The 18777-nt window shown below is 49.5% G+C and carries 20 protein-coding genes; 19 read left to right on the top strand and 1 reads right to left on the bottom strand.

Features of this window, described 5'->3' with window-relative positions:
* Positions 1 to 9 precede the first annotated feature (9 nt).
* The 5 genes from ACW5MY_RS18125 to ACW5MY_RS18105 all read left to right on the top strand — a co-directional run bounded on the left by ACW5MY_RS18125 (position 10) and on the right by ACW5MY_RS18105 (position 3768).
* A complete protein-coding gene (locus ACW5MY_RS18125) occupies positions 10 to 816 on the top strand; it encodes a glycosyltransferase family 2 protein (RefSeq protein ID WP_013354012.1) in 807 nt (268 codons plus the stop codon).
* A 14-nt stretch (positions 817 to 830) separates the two neighbouring features.
* Positions 831 to 1514, top strand: coding sequence for a uracil-DNA glycosylase (locus ACW5MY_RS18120; protein ID WP_013354011.1), 684 nt, complete (start codon positions 831 to 833; stop codon positions 1512 to 1514).
* A 58-nt stretch (positions 1515 to 1572) separates the two neighbouring features.
* The gene (locus tag ACW5MY_RS18115) at positions 1573 to 1995 is read left to right on the top strand and encodes a YwdI family protein (RefSeq protein WP_289394471.1); all 423 of its coding nucleotides are present in this window, start codon (positions 1573 to 1575) and stop codon (positions 1993 to 1995) included.
* Between the two features lie 18 nt (positions 1996 to 2013).
* Positions 2014 to 3333 carry a purine/pyrimidine permease gene (locus ACW5MY_RS18110; protein ID WP_013354009.1) on the top strand — a complete coding sequence of 440 codons (1320 nt, stop codon included), beginning with the start codon at positions 2014 to 2016 and terminating at the stop codon, positions 3331 to 3333.
* A 63-nt stretch (positions 3334 to 3396) separates the two neighbouring features.
* On the top strand, positions 3397 to 3768 hold the full coding sequence (locus ACW5MY_RS18105; RefSeq protein ID WP_013354008.1) for a DUF423 domain-containing protein: 372 nt from the start codon (positions 3397 to 3399) through the stop codon (positions 3766 to 3768).
* Between the two features lie 46 nt (positions 3769 to 3814).
* Here the strand turns inward: ACW5MY_RS18105 and gerQ are convergent, their stop codons facing one another.
* Complete coding sequence (gerQ, locus tag ACW5MY_RS18100) at positions 3815 to 4366, bottom strand: spore coat protein GerQ (RefSeq protein ID WP_013354007.1); 552 nt, start codon at positions 4364 to 4366, stop codon at positions 3815 to 3817.
* Positions 4367 to 4646: 280 nt separating this feature from the next.
* Here gerQ and ACW5MY_RS18095 point away from each other — a divergent pair, with 280 nt between their 5' ends.
* The 14 genes from ACW5MY_RS18095 (at position 4647) to pruA (ending at position 18708) form a co-directional block, all read left to right on the top strand.
* Entirely contained in the window at positions 4647 to 5417 is a 771-nt protein-coding gene (locus tag ACW5MY_RS18095; protein WP_013354006.1) for a glycosyltransferase family 2 protein, read from the top strand.
* A gap of 4 nt (positions 5418 to 5421) precedes the next feature.
* Positions 5422 to 6846: a capsular polysaccharide export protein, LipB/KpsS family gene (locus ACW5MY_RS18090; protein ID WP_013354005.1), complete on the top strand. Its 1425-nt coding sequence runs from the start codon at positions 5422 to 5424 to the stop codon at positions 6844 to 6846.
* Positions 6847 to 6868: 22 nt separating this feature from the next.
* A complete protein-coding gene (locus ACW5MY_RS18085; protein ID WP_013354004.1) occupies positions 6869 to 8038 on the top strand; it encodes a DegT/DnrJ/EryC1/StrS family aminotransferase in 1170 nt (389 codons plus the stop codon).
* Positions 8039 to 8902 (top strand): GNAT family N-acetyltransferase, encoded by an 864-nt coding sequence (locus ACW5MY_RS18080; RefSeq protein ID WP_289394018.1) that lies wholly within the window; start codon positions 8039 to 8041, stop codon positions 8900 to 8902. It abuts the gene before it with no gap.
* The gene (locus ACW5MY_RS18075; protein WP_013354002.1) at positions 8902 to 10023 is read left to right on the top strand and encodes an N-acetylneuraminate synthase family protein; all 1122 of its coding nucleotides are present in this window, start codon (positions 8902 to 8904) and stop codon (positions 10021 to 10023) included. The genes ACW5MY_RS18080 and ACW5MY_RS18075 overlap by 1 nt, the downstream gene beginning before the upstream one ends.
* Complete coding sequence (locus ACW5MY_RS18070; protein ID WP_014472356.1) at positions 10016 to 10756, top strand: cytidylyltransferase domain-containing protein; 741 nt, start codon at positions 10016 to 10018, stop codon at positions 10754 to 10756. Before ACW5MY_RS18075 ends, ACW5MY_RS18070 begins: the two co-directional genes overlap by 8 nt.
* 1 nt (position 10757) lies before the next feature.
* Positions 10758 to 11762, top strand: coding sequence for a PseG/SpsG family protein (locus ACW5MY_RS18065; RefSeq protein ID WP_061573617.1), 1005 nt, complete (start codon positions 10758 to 10760; stop codon positions 11760 to 11762).
* 27 nt (positions 11763 to 11789) lie between these two features.
* Complete coding sequence (locus ACW5MY_RS18060) at positions 11790 to 12527, top strand: sugar phosphate nucleotidyltransferase (protein ID WP_013353999.1); 738 nt, start codon at positions 11790 to 11792, stop codon at positions 12525 to 12527.
* A gap of 2 nt (positions 12528 to 12529) precedes the next feature.
* A complete protein-coding gene (gene rfbB / locus ACW5MY_RS18055; RefSeq protein WP_013353998.1) occupies positions 12530 to 13477 on the top strand; it encodes a dTDP-glucose 4,6-dehydratase in 948 nt (315 codons plus the stop codon).
* Between the two features lie 20 nt (positions 13478 to 13497).
* Positions 13498 to 14346 carry a dTDP-4-dehydrorhamnose reductase gene (rfbD, locus tag ACW5MY_RS18050; protein ID WP_013353997.1) on the top strand — a complete coding sequence of 283 codons (849 nt, stop codon included), beginning with the start codon at positions 13498 to 13500 and terminating at the stop codon, positions 14344 to 14346.
* Positions 14343 to 14798, top strand: a complete 456-nt coding sequence (locus tag ACW5MY_RS18045) for a dTDP-4-dehydrorhamnose 3,5-epimerase family protein (protein WP_014471193.1) — start codon at positions 14343 to 14345, stop codon at positions 14796 to 14798. The genes rfbD and ACW5MY_RS18045 overlap by 4 nt, the downstream gene beginning before the upstream one ends.
* A gap of 221 nt (positions 14799 to 15019) precedes the next feature.
* Positions 15020 to 15481, top strand: coding sequence for a biofilm surface layer hydrophobin BslB (bslB, locus tag ACW5MY_RS18040; protein WP_014471192.1), 462 nt, complete (start codon positions 15020 to 15022; stop codon positions 15479 to 15481).
* A gap of 185 nt (positions 15482 to 15666) precedes the next feature.
* Entirely contained in the window at positions 15667 to 16953 is a 1287-nt protein-coding gene (locus ACW5MY_RS18035) for a Glu/Leu/Phe/Val family dehydrogenase (protein ID WP_013353994.1), read from the top strand.
* 207 nt (positions 16954 to 17160) lie between these two features.
* Complete coding sequence (gene pruA / locus ACW5MY_RS18030) at positions 17161 to 18708, top strand: L-glutamate gamma-semialdehyde dehydrogenase (protein WP_462061636.1); 1548 nt, start codon at positions 17161 to 17163, stop codon at positions 18706 to 18708.
* Positions 18709 to 18777: the final 69 nt, after the last annotated feature.

The raw sequence follows: 18777 nt of genomic DNA, 5'->3' as shown, positions 1-18777 counted from the left end.
GAGCGGATCATGAATATATCAATTGTCATAGTCACGTATAATCGGATTCCGGCTTTGTGTGAGCTGCTGGAGTCAATTTCCAGGCAGACCGTAAAGCCTTATGAAGTGATCATCGTAAATGATGCGGGGGAATCGGTCGAGCAAGCGAAGCAGCTGTACAGCGATCTGCCGATTCAGATTATTGATTTAGAACAGAATGCCGGTCATGTGGAAGCTCGAAACGCCGGTGTGAAACAAGCGTCAGGTGATTGTATCATGCTGTGCGATGATGATGATTTCATTACGCCGGGCCATTTGGAAAGAATGGCGGCTGAGCTCGCTGATGCCGACTTTGTTCATGCTGACGCGGAAATTGTGTCATTTGAAGAACGGGACAACACGAGATATCCGGTATCACGGAAGCCATTCGCCTATACGGCCGATTATGAGGATATGCGGGTGTTTTCCACGTATGTTCCGTCAGGCAGCATGTACAGACGTTCTCTGCATGACACGTTAGGATATTTTGATCCGGATGTCCATAATTATTGGGACTGGGATTTTTATTTACGCGCTGCGAAACAGCACCGTGTGAAGCGTGTTCCTTGCGCGAGCGTCATCTATGCGTTTTTTGAGGGAGGCGGCAATCAGTCCGCGGATCTCGGCGCCAAACGGAAGCAGTACTTAGACCGGTTAAGCGAAAAGCACGGGCTTGGGGAGCTCCCGACGAAAAACTTCGCGGTTCTTCTTGAAGAGCCGGATATGAAGAGGCGGGAGGCGCCGACTGACATTGTGTGGGACGGAAAGCCCGTCTATTCGAGACTGCACAGTTCATAAGGGGGACGGACAGTTTGAAACAGCTTTTAAAAGACAGCTGGTGGAATCAGCTGAAAGATGAATTCGACAAACCGTATTATCAAGAGCTGAGAGAGATGCTGAAACAGGAATACAGCAGCCAAACGATTTATCCTGACAGCCATGATATTTTTAATGCCTTGCATTATACGTCCTATGAGGATGTAAAAGCGGTCATTCTCGGACAAGATCCGTATCACGGTCCCGGACAGGCGCACGGGCTCAGTTTTTCCGTTCAGCCCGGCGTCAGACAGCCGCCGTCATTGAAAAATATTTTCATAGAGCTTCAGGATGATATCGGCTGCTCCGTACCGAATCACGGATCACTCGTCAGCTGGGCGAAGCAGGGAGTGCTGCTGTTAAACACAGTGCTTACGGTTCGCCGCGGCCAGGCTAATTCCCACAAAGGCAAGGGATGGGAGCGGCTCACTGACCGCATCATTGATGTGGTGAATGAAAGAGAAAAGCCGATTGTCTTTATCCTGTGGGGACGTCACGCACAGATGAAAAAAGAGCGTATTGACACATCGAAACACGTTATTATTGAATCGACTCACCCGAGCCCGTTTTCGGCAAGGAACGGCTTTTTCGGGAGCAGACCGTTTTCCCGTACAAACGCCGCCCTTGAAAAAATGGGGGAGCAGCCGATTGACTGGTGCATCCCCGATCTGCCGCAATAACCGGTTTTTTGAGGCGTTTCCGCCCGGCGGAAACGCCTTTTTTGACGCCCGGGGCCGTATGCTGTCAGAAAAAATAACAAACTCATTTCTGCGATTCGGTCAGAAATTTGATAAAATGCAGGAAGAAGACAAATTACTGCTGGAGGATTTACTCATGAACATACATATCTCTGCTTTGATTCAGAAGATGGAAGAAGAACTGAGGCAGGCAAAAACGGCGTCCCGCGCCGAGGAGATCAAAATGCACGTGGCCGCCGTCCGCTCTCTGTGTGACGTCGTGCTCGGCACCCAGACGCACACCGCTGTGGCGCCTGTGCAGAATCCGATTTCGAAAGAGGCGCCGAAGCCTTCCGCGTCTCCTTCGACAGACCCGCTTCTGCTTGAAAAAATGATGGGCAGCGCCGGGCTGAATCAATATCAGAAAAAAACGAAAGACGAACGCGGGGAAGACGGAAACGGGGATTCCATTTTCGATTTTTAACAGGAGAGGTTGATTGACTTGAAACTAATACTCGGGGGTTTGCAATGGACGGCATTTATGATCGCGGCTGCGATTGTGGTTCCTGTCGCCATCGCACAATCATTTCACTTGAACCATGCCGATTCTGCCGCATTGATTCAGAGTACATTTTTTGTGCTCGGCGTCGCCGCGGTCATCCAATGTCTTCAGGGACATCGTCTGCCGATTAATGAAAGCCCGGCAGGCTTATGGTGGGGCGTGTATACGATTTACGGCGGACTGACGGGCACGGTGTTCACGACATTCGGCGAGACGCTGCGGGCGCTTCAGGGGGCGCTGTTATTAAGCGCTGTCTTTTTCTTTTTGTTCAGCCTTTTTAAAGTGATTGAACGGCTGGCCGTACTGTTTACGCCGGTTGTGACTGGCGTGTATCTGCTGCTTTTGGTCATGCAGCTGAGTCAGCCGATAGTAAAAGGTCTTTTGGGCATCGGCTATTTAAAAAACAGCGTCGACGGCCTTGTCTTTGGGCTTGCCATGGTTGTGACGGCCGCAATGTTCATCATGTCCCGATCACATGTTACGTTTTTAAGGCAGTATGCGATTCTTCTTTCGCTTGCGGGCGGATGGATATTGTTTGCGGTCTTCGGCGCTGCCAAACCGATTCAAATACCGGACCGCATCATTCAGCTGCCGACTCTCTTTCCGTTTGGAAAACCTGTGTTTGACAGCGGACTGATCATTACATCACTCTTCATTACAGTGCTTTTGATTGTCAACATGCTTGCGAGCATTCGGGTTGTTGAAGCGGCGGTGAAAAAATTCGGCGGCACCGCAGGGAAGCGGCGTGAGCGCCCGGCCGGGTTTGCGGCCTCGATCAGCCACCTTTTGAGCGGATTGACGGGAGGCATTGCGCCTGTGCCGATCTCAGGGGCGGCCGGTTTTATTGAGACGACGAAGCTTCCTTCGAAAAAGCCGTTTCTTTTGGGCAGTGTATTTGTCGCTATCATCAGTATGATCCCATTATTTATGAATGCGTTTGCGAGTCTGCCCTCACCGGTCGGCTTTGCGGTGAATTTCGTCGTTTTCTCCACAATGGCGGGTCTTGCCTTTACGGAGTTTGACTCTTATGAGAAAGCGGAGCAAAAACGAATCCGCTCCATTATCGGTCTGGCGCTTCTGACGGGAGTCGGTGTGATGTTTGTGCCTGAGAGCGCATTATCAGGCATGCATCCGATTCTGATTTCGCTCTTAAGCAACGGTCTTGTGCTCGGAACGCTGCTGGCGATAGCGGTCGACCGGATCTATCTTATCAAAAAGAAAAAATCCGACAATCTCGTGTCATCGGAGGACGGGCGTTGAATTTTCCCGATGTTGGGTTATGATTGAATTGGAAACTTTAACGAAAAGGCGGGAGAAGAATAGATGAAAGTGTTTATTATTCTGGGTGCGATTAACGCCTTATTGGCTGTGGCGCTGGGTGCTTTCGGGGCGCACGGGCTTGAAGGGAAAATCCCTGATAAATATTTGCAGGTATGGCACACAGGCGTGCAATATCATATGTATCACGCGCTCGGCCTTCTGGCTGTCGCGTTTTTAGCCGAAAAGCTCTCTGGCGTGGGGAGCGTTTCTGTCGCGGGCTGGCTGATGTTTGCGGGCATCGTTCTGTTTTCTGGAAGCTTGTACGTATTGAGCGTGACGCAGATTTCCATTCTCGGAGCGATTACACCGCTCGGCGGCGTGGCGTTTATTATTTCGTGGATTATGATTGTCGTCGCGGCCGTCAAATATTTATAAAGAAAAAAAGCCAATCCTCTGCCAAGTGAGCGATTGGCTTTTTGATTTATCTCGGAGAATAAGAAGACATGGAGTACGGATAAGTATAAGCAATTTCCTCATCAAACGTGATGTAATCAAGGTAAATGGTCAGAAGCAGATAACGGGTACCCGTTTTCGGGTCGCTGATGATGATATGATCACGCCCCGCAGCCTGAATCACGCCGCGGAAAATCTTTGAATTCCATTCTTTGCTGTTTTCAAACGTCATATAAATCGTCGCCGTTTTGCCCCGATTCAACCGCAGAATATTTTCAATGTATGACTCTTCAATCGGCAGCATGCCGGGAACGTTTTGTGACGATGATGGACCTGACGGGATCTGAAAGCTGCTGCCGCCCTGCTGCTGCGGCTGCGTCTGGCCGGGGAACCCCCCGCCGAAGCTCTGCTGGCCTTGCTGCATCGGCATCGACATCTGCTGCTGCATCGGCATCATCTGTGATCCTTGGCCCTGAGGCTGCGGATAAGGATTAGGCCCGAGCTGCGGCTGGAATCCCTGCATATCCATTCCCATCCCCATCCCCTGCATTTGCTGATATTGATTCTTTTTCGGTTTCATATTGTTCCTCCTTTGATGAAAACCTCGTGATGCTGGAACCTCCTGACAAGTAATCAGACAGCCGTCAGAGCGGCTGCTGTTTTTATCTATTCCACCATATGAGCCTTTAGAAAGATTTATGCGAAAAAAGAAAACACGCTGCCTGAGACCGGCCATCAGAGCCGGCCTTTTTTGTGCGCGCAAAGCTGACTTTTCACATAATAGTCTGTATTCCTAGCGCATCTTTGACATAAGGAACATATGATAGCGGTAGTTTCAGGTACGAAAAGGGGGTGACGAGTTGCCTAAAGTGTCAGTGATCATGACGAGCTATAACAAAAGTGACTATGTGGCCCGCTCAATTAAAAGTATTCTGTCTCAGACGTTTACAGACTTTGAGCTTTTCATTATGGATGACAACTCAAATGAAGCGACATTGGCGGAAATACGCCCTTTTCTCACGGATCCCCGCGTCCGGTTTTATCAAAGCGATGTATCGGGCGTCAAAGAAAGAACGGAAAAAACACGCTATGCGGCCTTGATTAATCAGGCAATAGAAATGGCGGAGGGCGAATACGTGACGTATGCGACCGACGACAACACGTATGTGCCGGACCGGCTTGAGAAAATGGTGAAAGAGCTTGATGACGACCCGGAAAAAGCCGTTGTGTATTCAAGTTCCAAAACCTATCATCTGAATGAACAGAAAGAGACGGTGAAGGAAACGGCCAGGCCCGCCGAACGGATTGTGTGGAATGCGCCGTGCGCCATTGACCATTGTTCGGTCATGCACCGGTTTTCCGTGCTGGAACAGGTCAAATCGGCATTCGGCTCCTATTGGGATGAAAGCCCCGCGTTTTACCGGATCGGTGACGCCCGTTTCTTCTGGAGAGTGAATCATTTTTATCCGTTTTACCCGATTGCTGAGGAGCTTGACATCAATTATATTACCGATCAATCCATCCATTATCAGCTTTTTGCGGCGGAGAAAAACGAGTTTGTGAACAGCCTTCCGCAGCAGACCACGTGCCGAGAGCTGAGGGAATCATTAAAAAAGCTTGGAAAGGGGTGAGGGCTTGTCGGCATACTTAGCGAACTATTGGGTGCTGTACCGGCAGTATATTGACCTTTTTCATTCACTTCGCTACAAAGACATCCCGCTCGCATTGATCAGTAATTTTTATCAATATATCAGTCCGGCGCTTCGGGAGAGCATGGAGCAGAACCCAGAGCTTTTCGGCCCGGCTGACCGGCATATTCCTGAAGCCAATATTCAGTCTTATTTTGATCAAAAGAAGCAAACCATTAAGAAAACAGATGAGAAACCGGTAAACGGAAAAGTCATTCTGCATTTTGACCACCTTCGATTCACCGAGGGAAACTACCGGCAGTTTGATCCGGCGAAAACGGCGGTTTTAGCCAGATGGAGTCTTCCTGATCATCACGGGCTGCCCGTTATCAGCAAATTGGAGCTGACGGGAATGGACAAAAAAGGGAACCCCGTCCCTTATATTGAAAAAGCCCATTCCATTCTGAAAGAGCACAGCAGCCATCCCGCTTTCGGAAACAGAGCGTTTCAGGAGCGTTTGTATAAAGACATTCCGTTATTTATTGAAGCGATTGATGCCATTGATATTTTGTTTACGGCCGAGAACATTTCCGCCGTTGTAGTCGGCACGACAGAGGATATTTACAGCCGTGTGCTTGCGCTGATGTGCGCGAAAAAAAACGCCGTCAGCATCTGTCTTCAGCATGGGGCGCTCATGGGAGATGAAGCGTTTCTGCCCGTGTTTACGGACTATCAGGCTGTGTTCGGGGCTTATGAAGCGGAGTGGTATAAAGCAAAAGGCTGCAGGGAGGAACAAATCATCATCACGGGTCATCCCCGTTTCGACGAGATTTTCTCAAGAGAGCCGATAGATAAGGACACGTTTTACCGAAAGCTTTCCTTTCTCCCGTCAAAGCGAACGGTGCTGATCGCCACTCAGCCGTTCTCTGATGAATTTTATACGGGAGTTCTTGAAGAACTGATCAAGCATAAGAACATGCAGCTTATTATTAAACCGCATCCGTGGGAAATCGGCAAAAACAAGCTGGATGCTTACCATCAGGTGCTGCGGAAATATAAAGCCGGCAAAATCATCAAAAAAGAAATGGGGCTTTATGATATTCTCCCGTATGTTGACGCCGCGGTGACGCAGACATCAACGGTCGGCCTTGAAGCGATGCTGTTTCAGAAACCCGTACTGATCGGAAAATCAGCGGGAACCCGCCAATACCCTTATTATCATTCTCTCGGGGAATTTGCTTTTGAGGACCCGCAGGCGCTTGCTCAGGAATTGATTCGGGTATGCGAAAGCCCCGACGAATATCAAAAGGCAGAAAAGGCGCGCCGCACTTTTATCGCCGCGAACTATCCTGTTCAGGATTCGCTGGCCGCTTTATGCCGAGTGCTTCAGGAAAAAACCGGAGTCGACTTCAGACGGGTTGACCCTTCATAAAAAAGATAGGAGCGCAAAGAAAATGGTGCAAAAAAGATCATCTTTTCTTCCCTATTCATTGCCCATGATCGGGAAGGACGAAATTCAGGAGGTTATTGATACGCTTGAAACGGGCTGGCTTTCAAAGGGACCGAAAGTGGAGGCGTTTGAAAAAGCTTTCGCCGCCTGGACGGGAGCAAAGCACGCGATCGCGCTGAATTCATGTACCGCCGCGTTGTTTTTGGCCCTGAAAGCGAAAGGGATCGGTCCCGGCGACGAGGTCATTACGTCTGCCGTGACGTTCAGTTCAACAGCCAATACAATCGTGCATACAGGCGCAGTTCCGGTGTTTGTAGACATTGATCCGCTTACCTTGAATGCGGACCCTGAGAAAATTGAGGCGGCTGTGACCCCGCAGACAAAGGCGATTGTGCCCGTTCATTTCGCCGGCCAGTCGTGTGAGATGGATCAGATTCTGGCCATTGCCGAAAAGCATCAGCTGTTTGTCTTAGAGGATGCGGCCCATGCCGTGTACACCACTTATAAACAGAAAATGATCGGATCAATCGGGGACGCGACGGCATTCAGTTTCTACGCGACAAAAAACCTGGCAACCGGAGAAGGCGGCATGCTGACGACGGATGATGACAGGCTTGCCGACCAGATCAGGGTGCTCAGCCTTCACGGCATGAGCAAAGGCGCGTGGAACCGTTATTCTTCAAACGGAAGCTGGTACTATGAGGTCGAAACGCCCGGCTATAAAATGAATATGTTTGATCTTCAGGCGGCGCTTGGGCTTCATCAGCTGAAACGGATTGACAGCATGCAGGAAAGAAGAGCCGAAATTGCGGCCCGCTACCAGGACGCCTTCAGAGACATGAAAGGGCTGACCGTCCCATATGTCAGTGAGAACGGACGGCATGCATGGCATTTGTATGTTATTCAAGTAGAGGAGCAGGAAGCAGGAATCAGCCGGAACGATCTGATTTCCGCTTTGAAAGACCAATATAATATCGGCACAAGCGTTCATTTTATTCCGGTTCCGTTCCATCCGTATTATCAAAAAACATACGGATATAAGGAAACTGATTTTCCGGCCGCGGCCGCGTATTATCACCGCACCGTATCACTCCCTCTTTATCCGTCAATGACAGATGATGACGTTGAATACGTCATTGCAGCCGTTACGGATATCATCAAAGGGGCTGATTAGGTGTACAGACTGAGGGAAAATCTTACTCAAGACATGATTCAAGCCTTTCTCCATCAAAAGGGCATTCAGCCGGAGGCCTATGAATCGTCGCTCTGTTTATTGGAAGAAAACAGCCTTCAAGGCGTGATTTTATACGAAAACTCTTCGTGGGAAAGTCAATTGTTCCAAAAAAAAATCATCAATGTGAAGCTCGCAGCCGCAAACAGCACCGGGCAGCTCAAAAGGCTGTTTCAGGAGTTTTACGCCTCAAGGCGGGCTGACGGCACCGATTTTATATTTATTAAAATACCGGCTGAAGATGTCGGAGCTATGCAGGTCGTTCAGCAGCTTCCGACCGCCTGTTTTGTCGGGAGTTTGTTCAAGCTCGTCAGTCCGGTGCGTGTTTATAACAGTTGGCCGCCGTTTGAGATTACAGAAGCCGGACCCGGCGACACGGAAGCGATCAGCCGGCTGGCCCGCGACGCCTTTACAAAAAGCAGGTATTACCAAGACCCTCATCTCAGCTATGAAAGTGCAAACCGCCTGTTTGAAGAGTGGGCGCGGAATAATGCGGAAGGCAGAGCTTCCTTACAATTCGCCGCCAAATACAAGGGAGAGACCGTGGGCTTTGTTCAAGGGCTGTCTAAAGGCGATGAATTTGTCCTTGATCTGATGGCGGTAAAACCGGGATTTGAAGGAAAGGGCGCGGGATACCATTTAGCGGCGCGCATTATTGAACAATCACTGCGCTTTCAGCATAAGACTGTATCAGCGGGAACGCAGCTTCACAATGTAAGAGCCATCCGCCTGTATGAAAGAATGGGATTTAAAGCGGATGCGTCTTATTACTATTATCATGTGTGGCCCGGGAAGGAGGCGGACTGATGGCATCATGCAAAATCGGATCGAAGTCAATCGGCGAAGGTTCGCCCGTTTTCATCATCGCCGAAGCCGGGATTAATCATGACGGAAAACTGAGCCAGGCGTTTGAATTGATAGACGCGGCCAGTGAGGCCGGTGCGGATGCAGTCAAGTTTCAAATGTTTCAGGCGGACAAAATGTATCAGAAAGACCCCGGCTTGTACAAAACCGCAGCGGGTAAAGACGTCTCAATATTTTCTTTAGTGCAATCAATGGAAATGCCCGCCGAATGGATAGAACCGCTGCTTGACTATTGTAAGAAAAAAGGCGTGCTGTTTTTAAGCACGGTATGTGACGAAGGCTCTGCGGACTTATTATATGCGACATCTCCGTCAGCTTTTAAAATCGCCTCCTATGAGCTGAACCATCTGCCGTTATTGAAATATGTCGCGGGGCTGAAGACCCCGATTATCTTTTCAACCGCGGGCGCTGATATTTCAGATATTCAGGAGGCTTATAAAACTATTACCGGCGAGGGGAACAAAGAGATTGCGATTATGCACTGTGTGGCGAAATATCCCGCACCGCCTGAATACAGCAATCTGAGCGTCATTCCCATGCTCGCCGCCGCTTTCCCGGATGCTGTGATCGGCTTTTCCGACCACAGCGCCCACCCGTATGACGTCCCGTGCGCAGCTGTCAGGCTCGGAGCGAAGCTGATCGAAAAGCATTTTACGATAGACAAAAACCTGCCCGGCGCCGATCACTCCTTCGCCCTCAATCCGGATGAATTAAAGGAAATGGTTGCGGCGATCCGTTCAGCTGAAGCGGAGCTGAGACAGGGGCATCACGCTCCGGTGCCGGAAATACTGTCGGGAAGCTCCCATAAAACCACGACATCAATTGAGGGGGATATCAGGAAATTCGCTTACAGAGGCATTTTTTCAACAGCGCCGATTCAAAAAGGCGAATGTTTTACAGCGGATAACATTGCCGTTCTTCGTCCCGGACAAAAGCCGCAGGGGCTTCACCCGAGGTATTTTGAACTTTTAACTGACGGGGCGCGTGCGGTCAGGGATATCCCCGCCGACACGGGCATCACCTGGGATGACCTTTTGACGAAAGGCAGCTCTTATGATGACTGACATTCTGTTTATCATTCAGGCACGGATGGGAAGCGAGCGTCTTCCAGGCAAAGTGCTGAAGCCGATCGGCGGATATACCATTCTCGATATGATTGTCAAAAGAGTTCGGCAAAGCGCGTATTATGATCAATCACGGGATAATCTGATCATCGCCACGTCTGACAATAAGACCGACGACATACTGTCCGCACACTGCCTCAGCAAGCACTACCGTGTGCACCGCGGCAGCGAGCAGCGCGTGCTTGACCGGTTTGCACAAGTCATCGAACAAGTAAAACCGGCCATCGCAGTCAGACTGACGGGGGATAACCCGTTTGTCGATCCTTCGCTGCTTGATCTTCTGATTAAATCGCATTCAGACCAGCACGCGGATTACACGTATATCGGGGGTACGCCGCTCGGCATCGGCGGCGAGGCGGTAAACGCGAATCTTTTAACAGAACTGAGCGCCGCCAAAACGCTGGCGGACAAATATCAGGAGCATGTGACACTTTTGATAAGAGAATCTCCTGAGAAGTATCGGCTCCTCTTTCCAGAACCCCCGCAGGAACTTCGTGCTCCTCACTTGCGGCTGACCGTCGATACCGAAGAGGACTACCGGCTGGCCTGCGAGCTGTACGCAAAAGCAGGAGCGCGCCCTGATATTCCGGCAAAGGAATTAATTCATCTGCTGAATAGCGATCCGGAGCTCAGAGCCATTAATCAGATGATCCGGCAAAAAGAGGCTGATTAAGATGCGGGTTTTGATATTCTCAGACGGGGGCTATGAAATCGGCATGGGGCACGTCGTCCGGATGAAACTGCTTGCCGATGCCATTAAGACCAAATGCTCCATTACGTTTTATACCAACAAAGAGGCTTCCTCTTATCTTTCTTCTGACAAATGGGAAGTAATCATCAAGCCTGACAAGGGACAGAAGGAATTTATTGTCCGGGAAATAAACCGGCAGGCTCCTGACCTGCTCATATTCGATCTGCTCGATATACCGTGTGACTGGCTTGAAGAAATCAAAAAGCACTCATCTGCCCGCATCGTCTTGTTTGAAGAAAAACGGGAACATGTTATTCATTTATGCGATGCCGTCATAAACGGCATATATGGCGGACTGAAAAGCCGGATGGTTAAAATGGGCAGCGCCGTTGTATATGAAGGCCCGGAATATATGATTCTTCATCCGGGTTTTGAAAAAGCCAAACAGCTCTATCAGCTCAGAAAAGAATGCCGGACCATTTTGGTTTCTTTAGGAGGAAGCGACCCTAAGAAGCTTGTCTTTAAAGTGATAGAAGCATGCCGCCGCATTCCGGATATTCAGCGCAAACAGGTGATCATCGTCATGGGCGGCGCCGCTCCACACGCTGATGACGTGCGCGCGCTTATTGCGCAAATGCCTTATGCCGGGTTGGTAAGGCAGACAAATGACATGGCCGAGCTTCTCACAAAGGCTGATATGGCCGTCGTGTCCGGCGGCATTACTTTATATGAAACCATTTGTACGGGTGTGCCCTGCATCGTTCTATCTCAAGTGGCGCATCAAACCGTGACGGCAGAAAAATTCGCCGGACGGGGAGCCGCCGTTCATCTCGGCCTCGGAGAACGCATGTCAGCGGACGTTCTTGCTCGGCATATGTCTGAGCTGACCGCTGATTATCAGATGCGGCTCGGACTTCATCAGAACGGAACGCCGCTGGTTGACGGGAGAGGCATCAAACGGGCGGCGGCGATTCTTTTTGAATTGTGATAAAACCACACGTAAGGAAGTGTTGATGTGAAAGGTGTTATCTTAGCCGGAGGCACCGGCTCACGCCTTATGCCGCTGACGAAAGCGGTCAATAAGCATTTACTCCCTGTCGGTCCATATCCGATGATTTACTGGTCGATCATGAAGCTGGAAGAAGCGGGAATTAAGGATATATTGCTGATTACGCAAAAAGAGTATATTCCGCAATTTCATAAACTTCTTGAAAACGGAGAAGAGCTCGGCGTCTCGATCACATATCAGGTTCAGCCCGCCGCATCCGGCATTTCGGACGCTTTATCGTACGCAAAACGGTTCACCGGACGCGACCCGTTCGTTCTGCTTTTAGGAGATAATATTTTTGAAGATTCATTAAAACCTTATACGGAACGCTTCGCACAGCAGGGAAAAGGAGCGAAAGTGCTGCTGAAGGAAGTTGATGATCCTGAGCGCTTCGGCATCGCCGAGATTGATGAAAAAAACAAACGGATCAAGTCGATCATTGAAAAGCCGGAGCAGCCGCCGACCAGCCTATGCGTCACAGGGATCTACATGTATGACGCCGAAGTGTTTTCTTATATTGATCAAATTTCCCCTTCAAAACGCGGCGAGCTGGAAATTACGGATGTCAATAATTTATACATTGAACACAGTGAGCTGACGTATGATGTGTTAAAGGGCTGGTGGGTGGATGCGGGCACGCATGAATCGCTCTGCCTCGCCGGAAGCCTGGCGCAACAGGCGATACAGAAAGGACAGGAACATTAATCATGCCAAAATCATATTTAATTACAGGCGGCGCCGGATTTATCGGCCTCACCTTTACAAACATGATGCTGAAAGAAACGGACGCGCAGATTACCGTCCTGGATAATCTCACGTATGCAAGCAGGCCGCTTGAAATAGAAGCCTTAAAAAAGAACGGCCGTTTCCGTTTTATTAAAGGTGACATCTCTAAAAAAGAGGACATCGACAAAGCCTTTTCCCAAATGTATGACGCCGTCATTCATTTTGCGGCTGAATCTCATGTGGACAGAAGCATAAATCAGGCAGAGCCGTTTATCACAACAAATGTGATGGGCACATACCGACTGGCCGACGCGGTGTTACAGGGAAAGGCCGGCAGACTGATTCATATTTCAACTGACGAGGTGTACGGAGATTTGGGGCCGGATGATCCCGCTTTTACGGAGACGACGCCGCTTTCGCCGAATAATCCGTATTCCGCAAGCAAGGCAAGCTCAGACCTGCTCGTCATGTCCTATGTGAAAACCCATAAGCTTCCCGCCATCATTACGAGATGCAGCAACAATTACGGGCCTTATCAGCATCACGAGAAAATGATTCCGACCATTATCAGACACGCCGTAAACGGCACGCCGGTTCCGCTGTACGGCGACGGGATGCAGATCAGAGACTGGCTGTTTGCCGAAGATCATTGCCGCGCCATTAAACTTGTACTGGAAAAAGGAACGCTCGGCGAAATTTACAATATCGGCGGCGGAAATGAACGGACGAATAAAGATCTGGCGGCTTTTATCATGAAGGAGCTCGGAGTCGAGGGACGGTTTGCCCATGTCGAAGACAGAAAAGGGCATGACCGCCGTTACGCCATCAATGCCACAAAGCTGAAACAAGAGCTGGGCTGGCGGCAGGACGTAACGTTTGAAGAAGGAATGAGAAGAACCATTCGCTGGTATACAGGCAGCCAAGACTAATCGGAAAGAAGGGGATCCGATTGACAAAAGTATTAGTAACCGGAGCGGCCGGCCAGCTGGGGCGGGAGTTATGCCGCCGACTGAAGCAGGAAGGGTATGAAGTGATCGCCCTGACAAAAGCGATGATGAATATATCCGACCAGCAATCGGTGCGGCACTCGTTCAGCCATTACAAGCCGGATATCGTCGTCAATACGGCGGCATACACCTCCGTTGACAAATGTGAAACGGAGCTCGACAAAGCGTATTTAATAAACGGAATCGGAGCCTATTATACATCGCTTGAGGCTGAAAATACCGGAGCGAGATTTATTCACATCAGCACCGATTACGTCTTCAGCGGCAAAGGAACACGGCCTTCTCACACAGATGATCCCGCAGACCCCGGAACGATTTACGGAAAAAGCAAAAAACTCGGCGAAGAACTGATCCGGTTAACGGGAAAAAACCACACCATTATCAGAACATCGTGGGTGTACGGCAGCGGCGGGAACAACTTTGTCAATACGATGCTGAAGCTTGCGGATACACATGATCAAGTGCGTGTCGTAAACGATCAAGTCGGCGCACCGACCTACACAAAGGATTTAGCCGAAACGGTGATCGGTCTCTTTGACAGGCCGCCGGGCACGTACCACGCCGCAAACAGCGGAGTGTGCAGCTGGTATGAATTCGCCAAGGCCATTTTTGAAGAAAGCGGCAGGACCGCCGATGTGCTGCCCGTCACGACGGAGGAATACGGAAATAAGACGCCCCGTCCCGCTTACTCGGTGTTAAGCCTTGAGTCGATTGAACGGCAGGGGCTTGGCATGAGGCATTGGCGGGATGCGCTGCGGGATTATTTACAAAGGGAGGGACAGTGCAAGTGATCGAAGGCGTAAAAATCAAAAAGCTGATCAAACACAGTGACGACCGAGGTTTTTTCTCAGAACTCGTCCGTGACGATGAACAACTTCTGGAACATTTCGGGCAGGCTTCCTGGTCAAAAAGCTATCCCGGCGTCATTAAAGCGTTTCACTATCATGAGAAACAGGATGACCTGTGGTTTTTCCCGACGGGCCATGCCCAAGTCGTGCTGCATGACCTTCGCGAAGAGTCAGCAACCAAGGGAGAAACGGATGTCTACTACATGGGAGAAGACAATCCGATGCTGCTTCTCATTCCCAAAGGAGTCGCGCACGGTTACAGAGTGCTGGGAGAAACCCCGCTGACTATTATTTATTTTACGACAATGTCCTATAATCCGGATCAGCCTGACGAAAAAAGAATCCCGTGGAATGATGAAACCATCGGATTTGACTGGAAGACGGCTCATCGGTAGCGCACAAGACGGAGACAGCGGATGTCTTCGTTTTTTGATTTTCAGCTGATGTCTTTGAAAATAAAAGATAGAATATTCTTAAAAAACAATTTACTTACATGGGTAAAGGTGGTAGATTATTCTCAGGAAAAGAGAAACTCCAATTCGCGCGAATGGAATCATCAGACACGCTTTTCCGGCAGAGGACGCTCTGAATCCCATATAATCTGGAGGAATCAATGATGTTAAAAAGAAAATCATTTTCTGCTTTTTTCATCAGTGCTGCTGTATTTTTAGCTGTGTTCTTGCCATCTTTTCATGCGAATGCCCAATCTGCCGTTATTGAAGCGAAAACCATCAACAGTACGAAAGAATACGCGACGTCTGATATTGAAGTCACATACAAGCCGAATGCGCTGCTTGCCGTCGGTGCCATTGAATTTCAATTTCCCGACGGGTTCAACGCCACTGTGAGGGACTCTGTAAACGGAAGAACATTGAAAGAAACGCAAATTCTCAACTATGGAAAAACGGTCAGACTCCCGCTTACCCTTGACTTGCTGGGAGCGACTGAATACAATCTCGTTCTGGTGCGTAAAAACCTTCCGCGCGCCGGCACGTATACAATCAAAGGCGATTACGTAAACGGTTTGGGTGCCGGCAGTCTTTACGCCGAAACAAAACTGGTCATTGACCCGCGTTAATCCGGGATGAAAGAGGCTGACAACAGCCTCTTTTTTTATGCGCAAAATCCTGGCATGAATCTTGCATATAAAAAGGGGCATAACGACAATGTGAAAGGGACTGATGGGTCTTGGTGTAAAAGCGCTTACATTTTGTTCTGCCGGTAATTGAAGCTTACACGTAAAATACGATGAGGTGATAAAACATGTCAGCCAACCCGCTTTCTAAAAGCAATCAGAAAGATGAAGAAAAAGAAGTTCTTAATTTGTTCTTGTCAACACAATCGATCATTAAGGAAGCCCTGCGTAAACTGGGGTATCCCGACAATATGTATGAATTAATGAAAGAGCCGATGCGGCTTTTGACCGTCCGCATTCCGGTCAAAATGGACAATGGCTCAGTACAGGTTTTCACGGGCTACCGCTCACAGCATAATGATGCGGTCGGCCCGACAAAAGGGGGCGTGCGGTTTCACCCTGAAGTCAGTGAAGAAGAGGTCAAGGCGCTTTCCATCTGGATGACTTTAAAATGCGGCATCACAAATCTTCCTTACGGGGGCGGGAAAGGAGGCATCATCTGTGATCCGCGGACGATGTCATTCGGGGAGCTGGAACGGCTGAGCCGCGGATATGTGCGGGCAATCAGCCAGATCGTCGGCCCGACAAAGGATATTCCGGCTCCTGACGTATATACCAACTCGCAGATTATGGCGTGGATGATGGACGAATACAGCCGGCTGAGAGAATTTGATTCACCGGGATTCATTACGGGCAAACCGATCGTTCTGGGCGGTTCACAGGGGCGGGAAACGGCGACCGCGCAAGGCGTCACGATTTGTATTGAGGAAGCCGTTAAGAAAAAAGGGATTCCATTGGAAAATGCGCGCATCATCATTCAAGGGTTCGGAAATGCCGGAAGTTTTCTCGCTAAATTTATGCATGACGCGGGCGCCAAGGTGATCGGCATCTCAGACGCCCACGGCGCTTTGTATGATCCTGACGGCCTTGACGTTGATTACCTGCTGGATAAGCGGGACAGCTTCGGCACGGTGACGAATCTCTTCTCAGATATCATAACGAATCGGGAGCTGCTGGAGAAAGACTGTGATATTCTCGTGCCTGCCGCGATCTCCAATCAGATTACGGCTGAAAACGCTCATAACATTAAAGCCTCGATCATTGTGGAAGCGGCGAACGGGCCGACAACGATAGACGCCACGAAAATCCTGAATGAAAGAGGTGTGCTTCTTGTGCCGGATATTTTGGCAAGCGCGGGCGGCGTGACAGTGTCTTATTTTGAATGGGTGCAGAATAATCAAGGATTTTACTGGTCTGCGGAGGAAGTCGCCGGAAAACTGCGCAGTGTTATGGTGAATTCATTTGAATCCATTTATCAGACAGCGCATACCCACAAGGTCGATATGCGTTTGGCCGCATATATGACAGGCATCAGAAAATCGGCTGAAGCCGCCCGTTTCCGCGGCTGGGTATAAGTGTTACCCGCAAAGAAATTTTGCGCTGATTAAACAGAAGATCGCAAAATTTCTTTGCGTTTTCTGAATGCAGCTGACAGATTCGGACAAGCTTCGTCCGCTTTCGGCAGAGATTTTCTTTTTTTTATCACAGCTTGTTATGCTGGTATGCTTCTTGCATCTTCATAAAGCGTGAGCACACATTACAAAATACGAGGAGGAATTCTAATGACAGTTTCTTACGCACACGAACCGTTTACAAATTTTCAGGAAGAGACAAATAAACAATCGTTTCAAGAAGCGCTGGCTTATGTGAATTCACAGCTGGGCAAGCATTATCCGATTATCATCAACGGTGAATCGATTGAGACGGATAAAAAAATCGTTTCCGTCAATCCGGCTGATAAAAAAGAAGTGATCGGCACTGTATCGGCGGCCGGCAAGGAGCTTGCGGAGAAGGCCATGCAGGCGGCGCTTGAGGCATTTCAAACATGGAAAAAAGTACGGCCGGAACACCGCGCGAACGTGCTGTTTAAAGCGGCGGCGATCATCCGCAGAAGAAAGCACGAATTTTCCGGGTACCTTGTGAAAGAAGCGGGAAAACCGTGGAAGGAAGCGGATGCTGATACGGCGGAAGCGATCGACTTTTTAGAGTATTACGCCCGTCAGATGCTGAAGCTGAAAGACGGTTCCCCTGTAAAGAGCCGTGACGGAGAATTTAATCAATATCATTATGAGCCGCTTGGCGTGGGAATCGTCATTTCTCCATTCAACTTCCCGCTTGCGATTATGGCCGGAACGGCGGCAGCGGCTATCGTAACAGGCAACACAATATTGCTGAAACCGGCGGATGCGGCGCCTGTCGTGGCGGCGAAATTCGTTGAAGTCATGAAGGAAGCGGGCCTGCCGGACGGCGTACTCCAATTCATACCGGGCGACGGAGGAGAAATCGGCGACTTCCTGGTTGAGCATCCGAAGACGAGGTTTGTGTCATTTACAGGCTCCCGTGCAGTCGGATGCCGCATCTATGAACGAGCCGCAAAAGTGCAGCCGGGCCAAAAGTGGCTGAAACGGGTCATCGCCGAGATGGGCGGAAAAGATACGGTGCTTGTAGACAGAGATGCTGATCTTGATCTAGCCGCTTCCTCAATCGTGTATTCCGCTTTCGGATTTTCAGGCCAAAAATGTTCGGCCGGTTCCCGCGCGGTCATTCATCAGGACGTCTATGATGAAGTTGTCGAAAAAGCCGTCGCTTTAACAAAATCACTCACCGTCGGAAGTCCGGAAGATTTTGATACATACATGGGGCCTGTCATCCACGAAGCGTCTTATAATAAAGTTATGAGTTATATCGAAATCGGCAAAACAGAAGGAAAACTTCTGACGGGAGGCGAAGGTGATGATTCGAAAGGATACTTTATTCAGCCGACTATTTTTGCGGATGTAGATGAAAACGCCCGCCTGATGCAGGAGGAATTTTTCGGGCCGGTCGTCGCGATCTCTAAAGCCCGGGATTTCGACCATATGCTTGAGATCGCCAACAATACGGATTACGGACTGACAGGCGCTTTGTTATCGAAAACCCGCGCGCACATTGAACGCGCCCATGAAGACTTTCACGTCGGAAATCTATATTTCAACCGCGGCTGTACGGGTGCGATTGTCGGATACCAGCCGTTCGGGGGCTTCAATATGTCAGGAACGGATTCAAAAGCCGGAGGACCTGATTATCTGATTCTTCATATGCAGGCGAAAACAACATCTGAAGCCTATTAATCTTTCGGAAATAGCGCGATGACAAAGAGATTCGCGCTATTTTCTCTATATGAGAGTAAGGAGGATGAA

Source organism: Bacillus sp. Bwzl_19 (assembly GCF_054900515.1).
The sequence above is the reverse complement of the archived record's forward strand: the minus strand, read 5'-3'. Positions and strand labels throughout refer to the sequence as shown.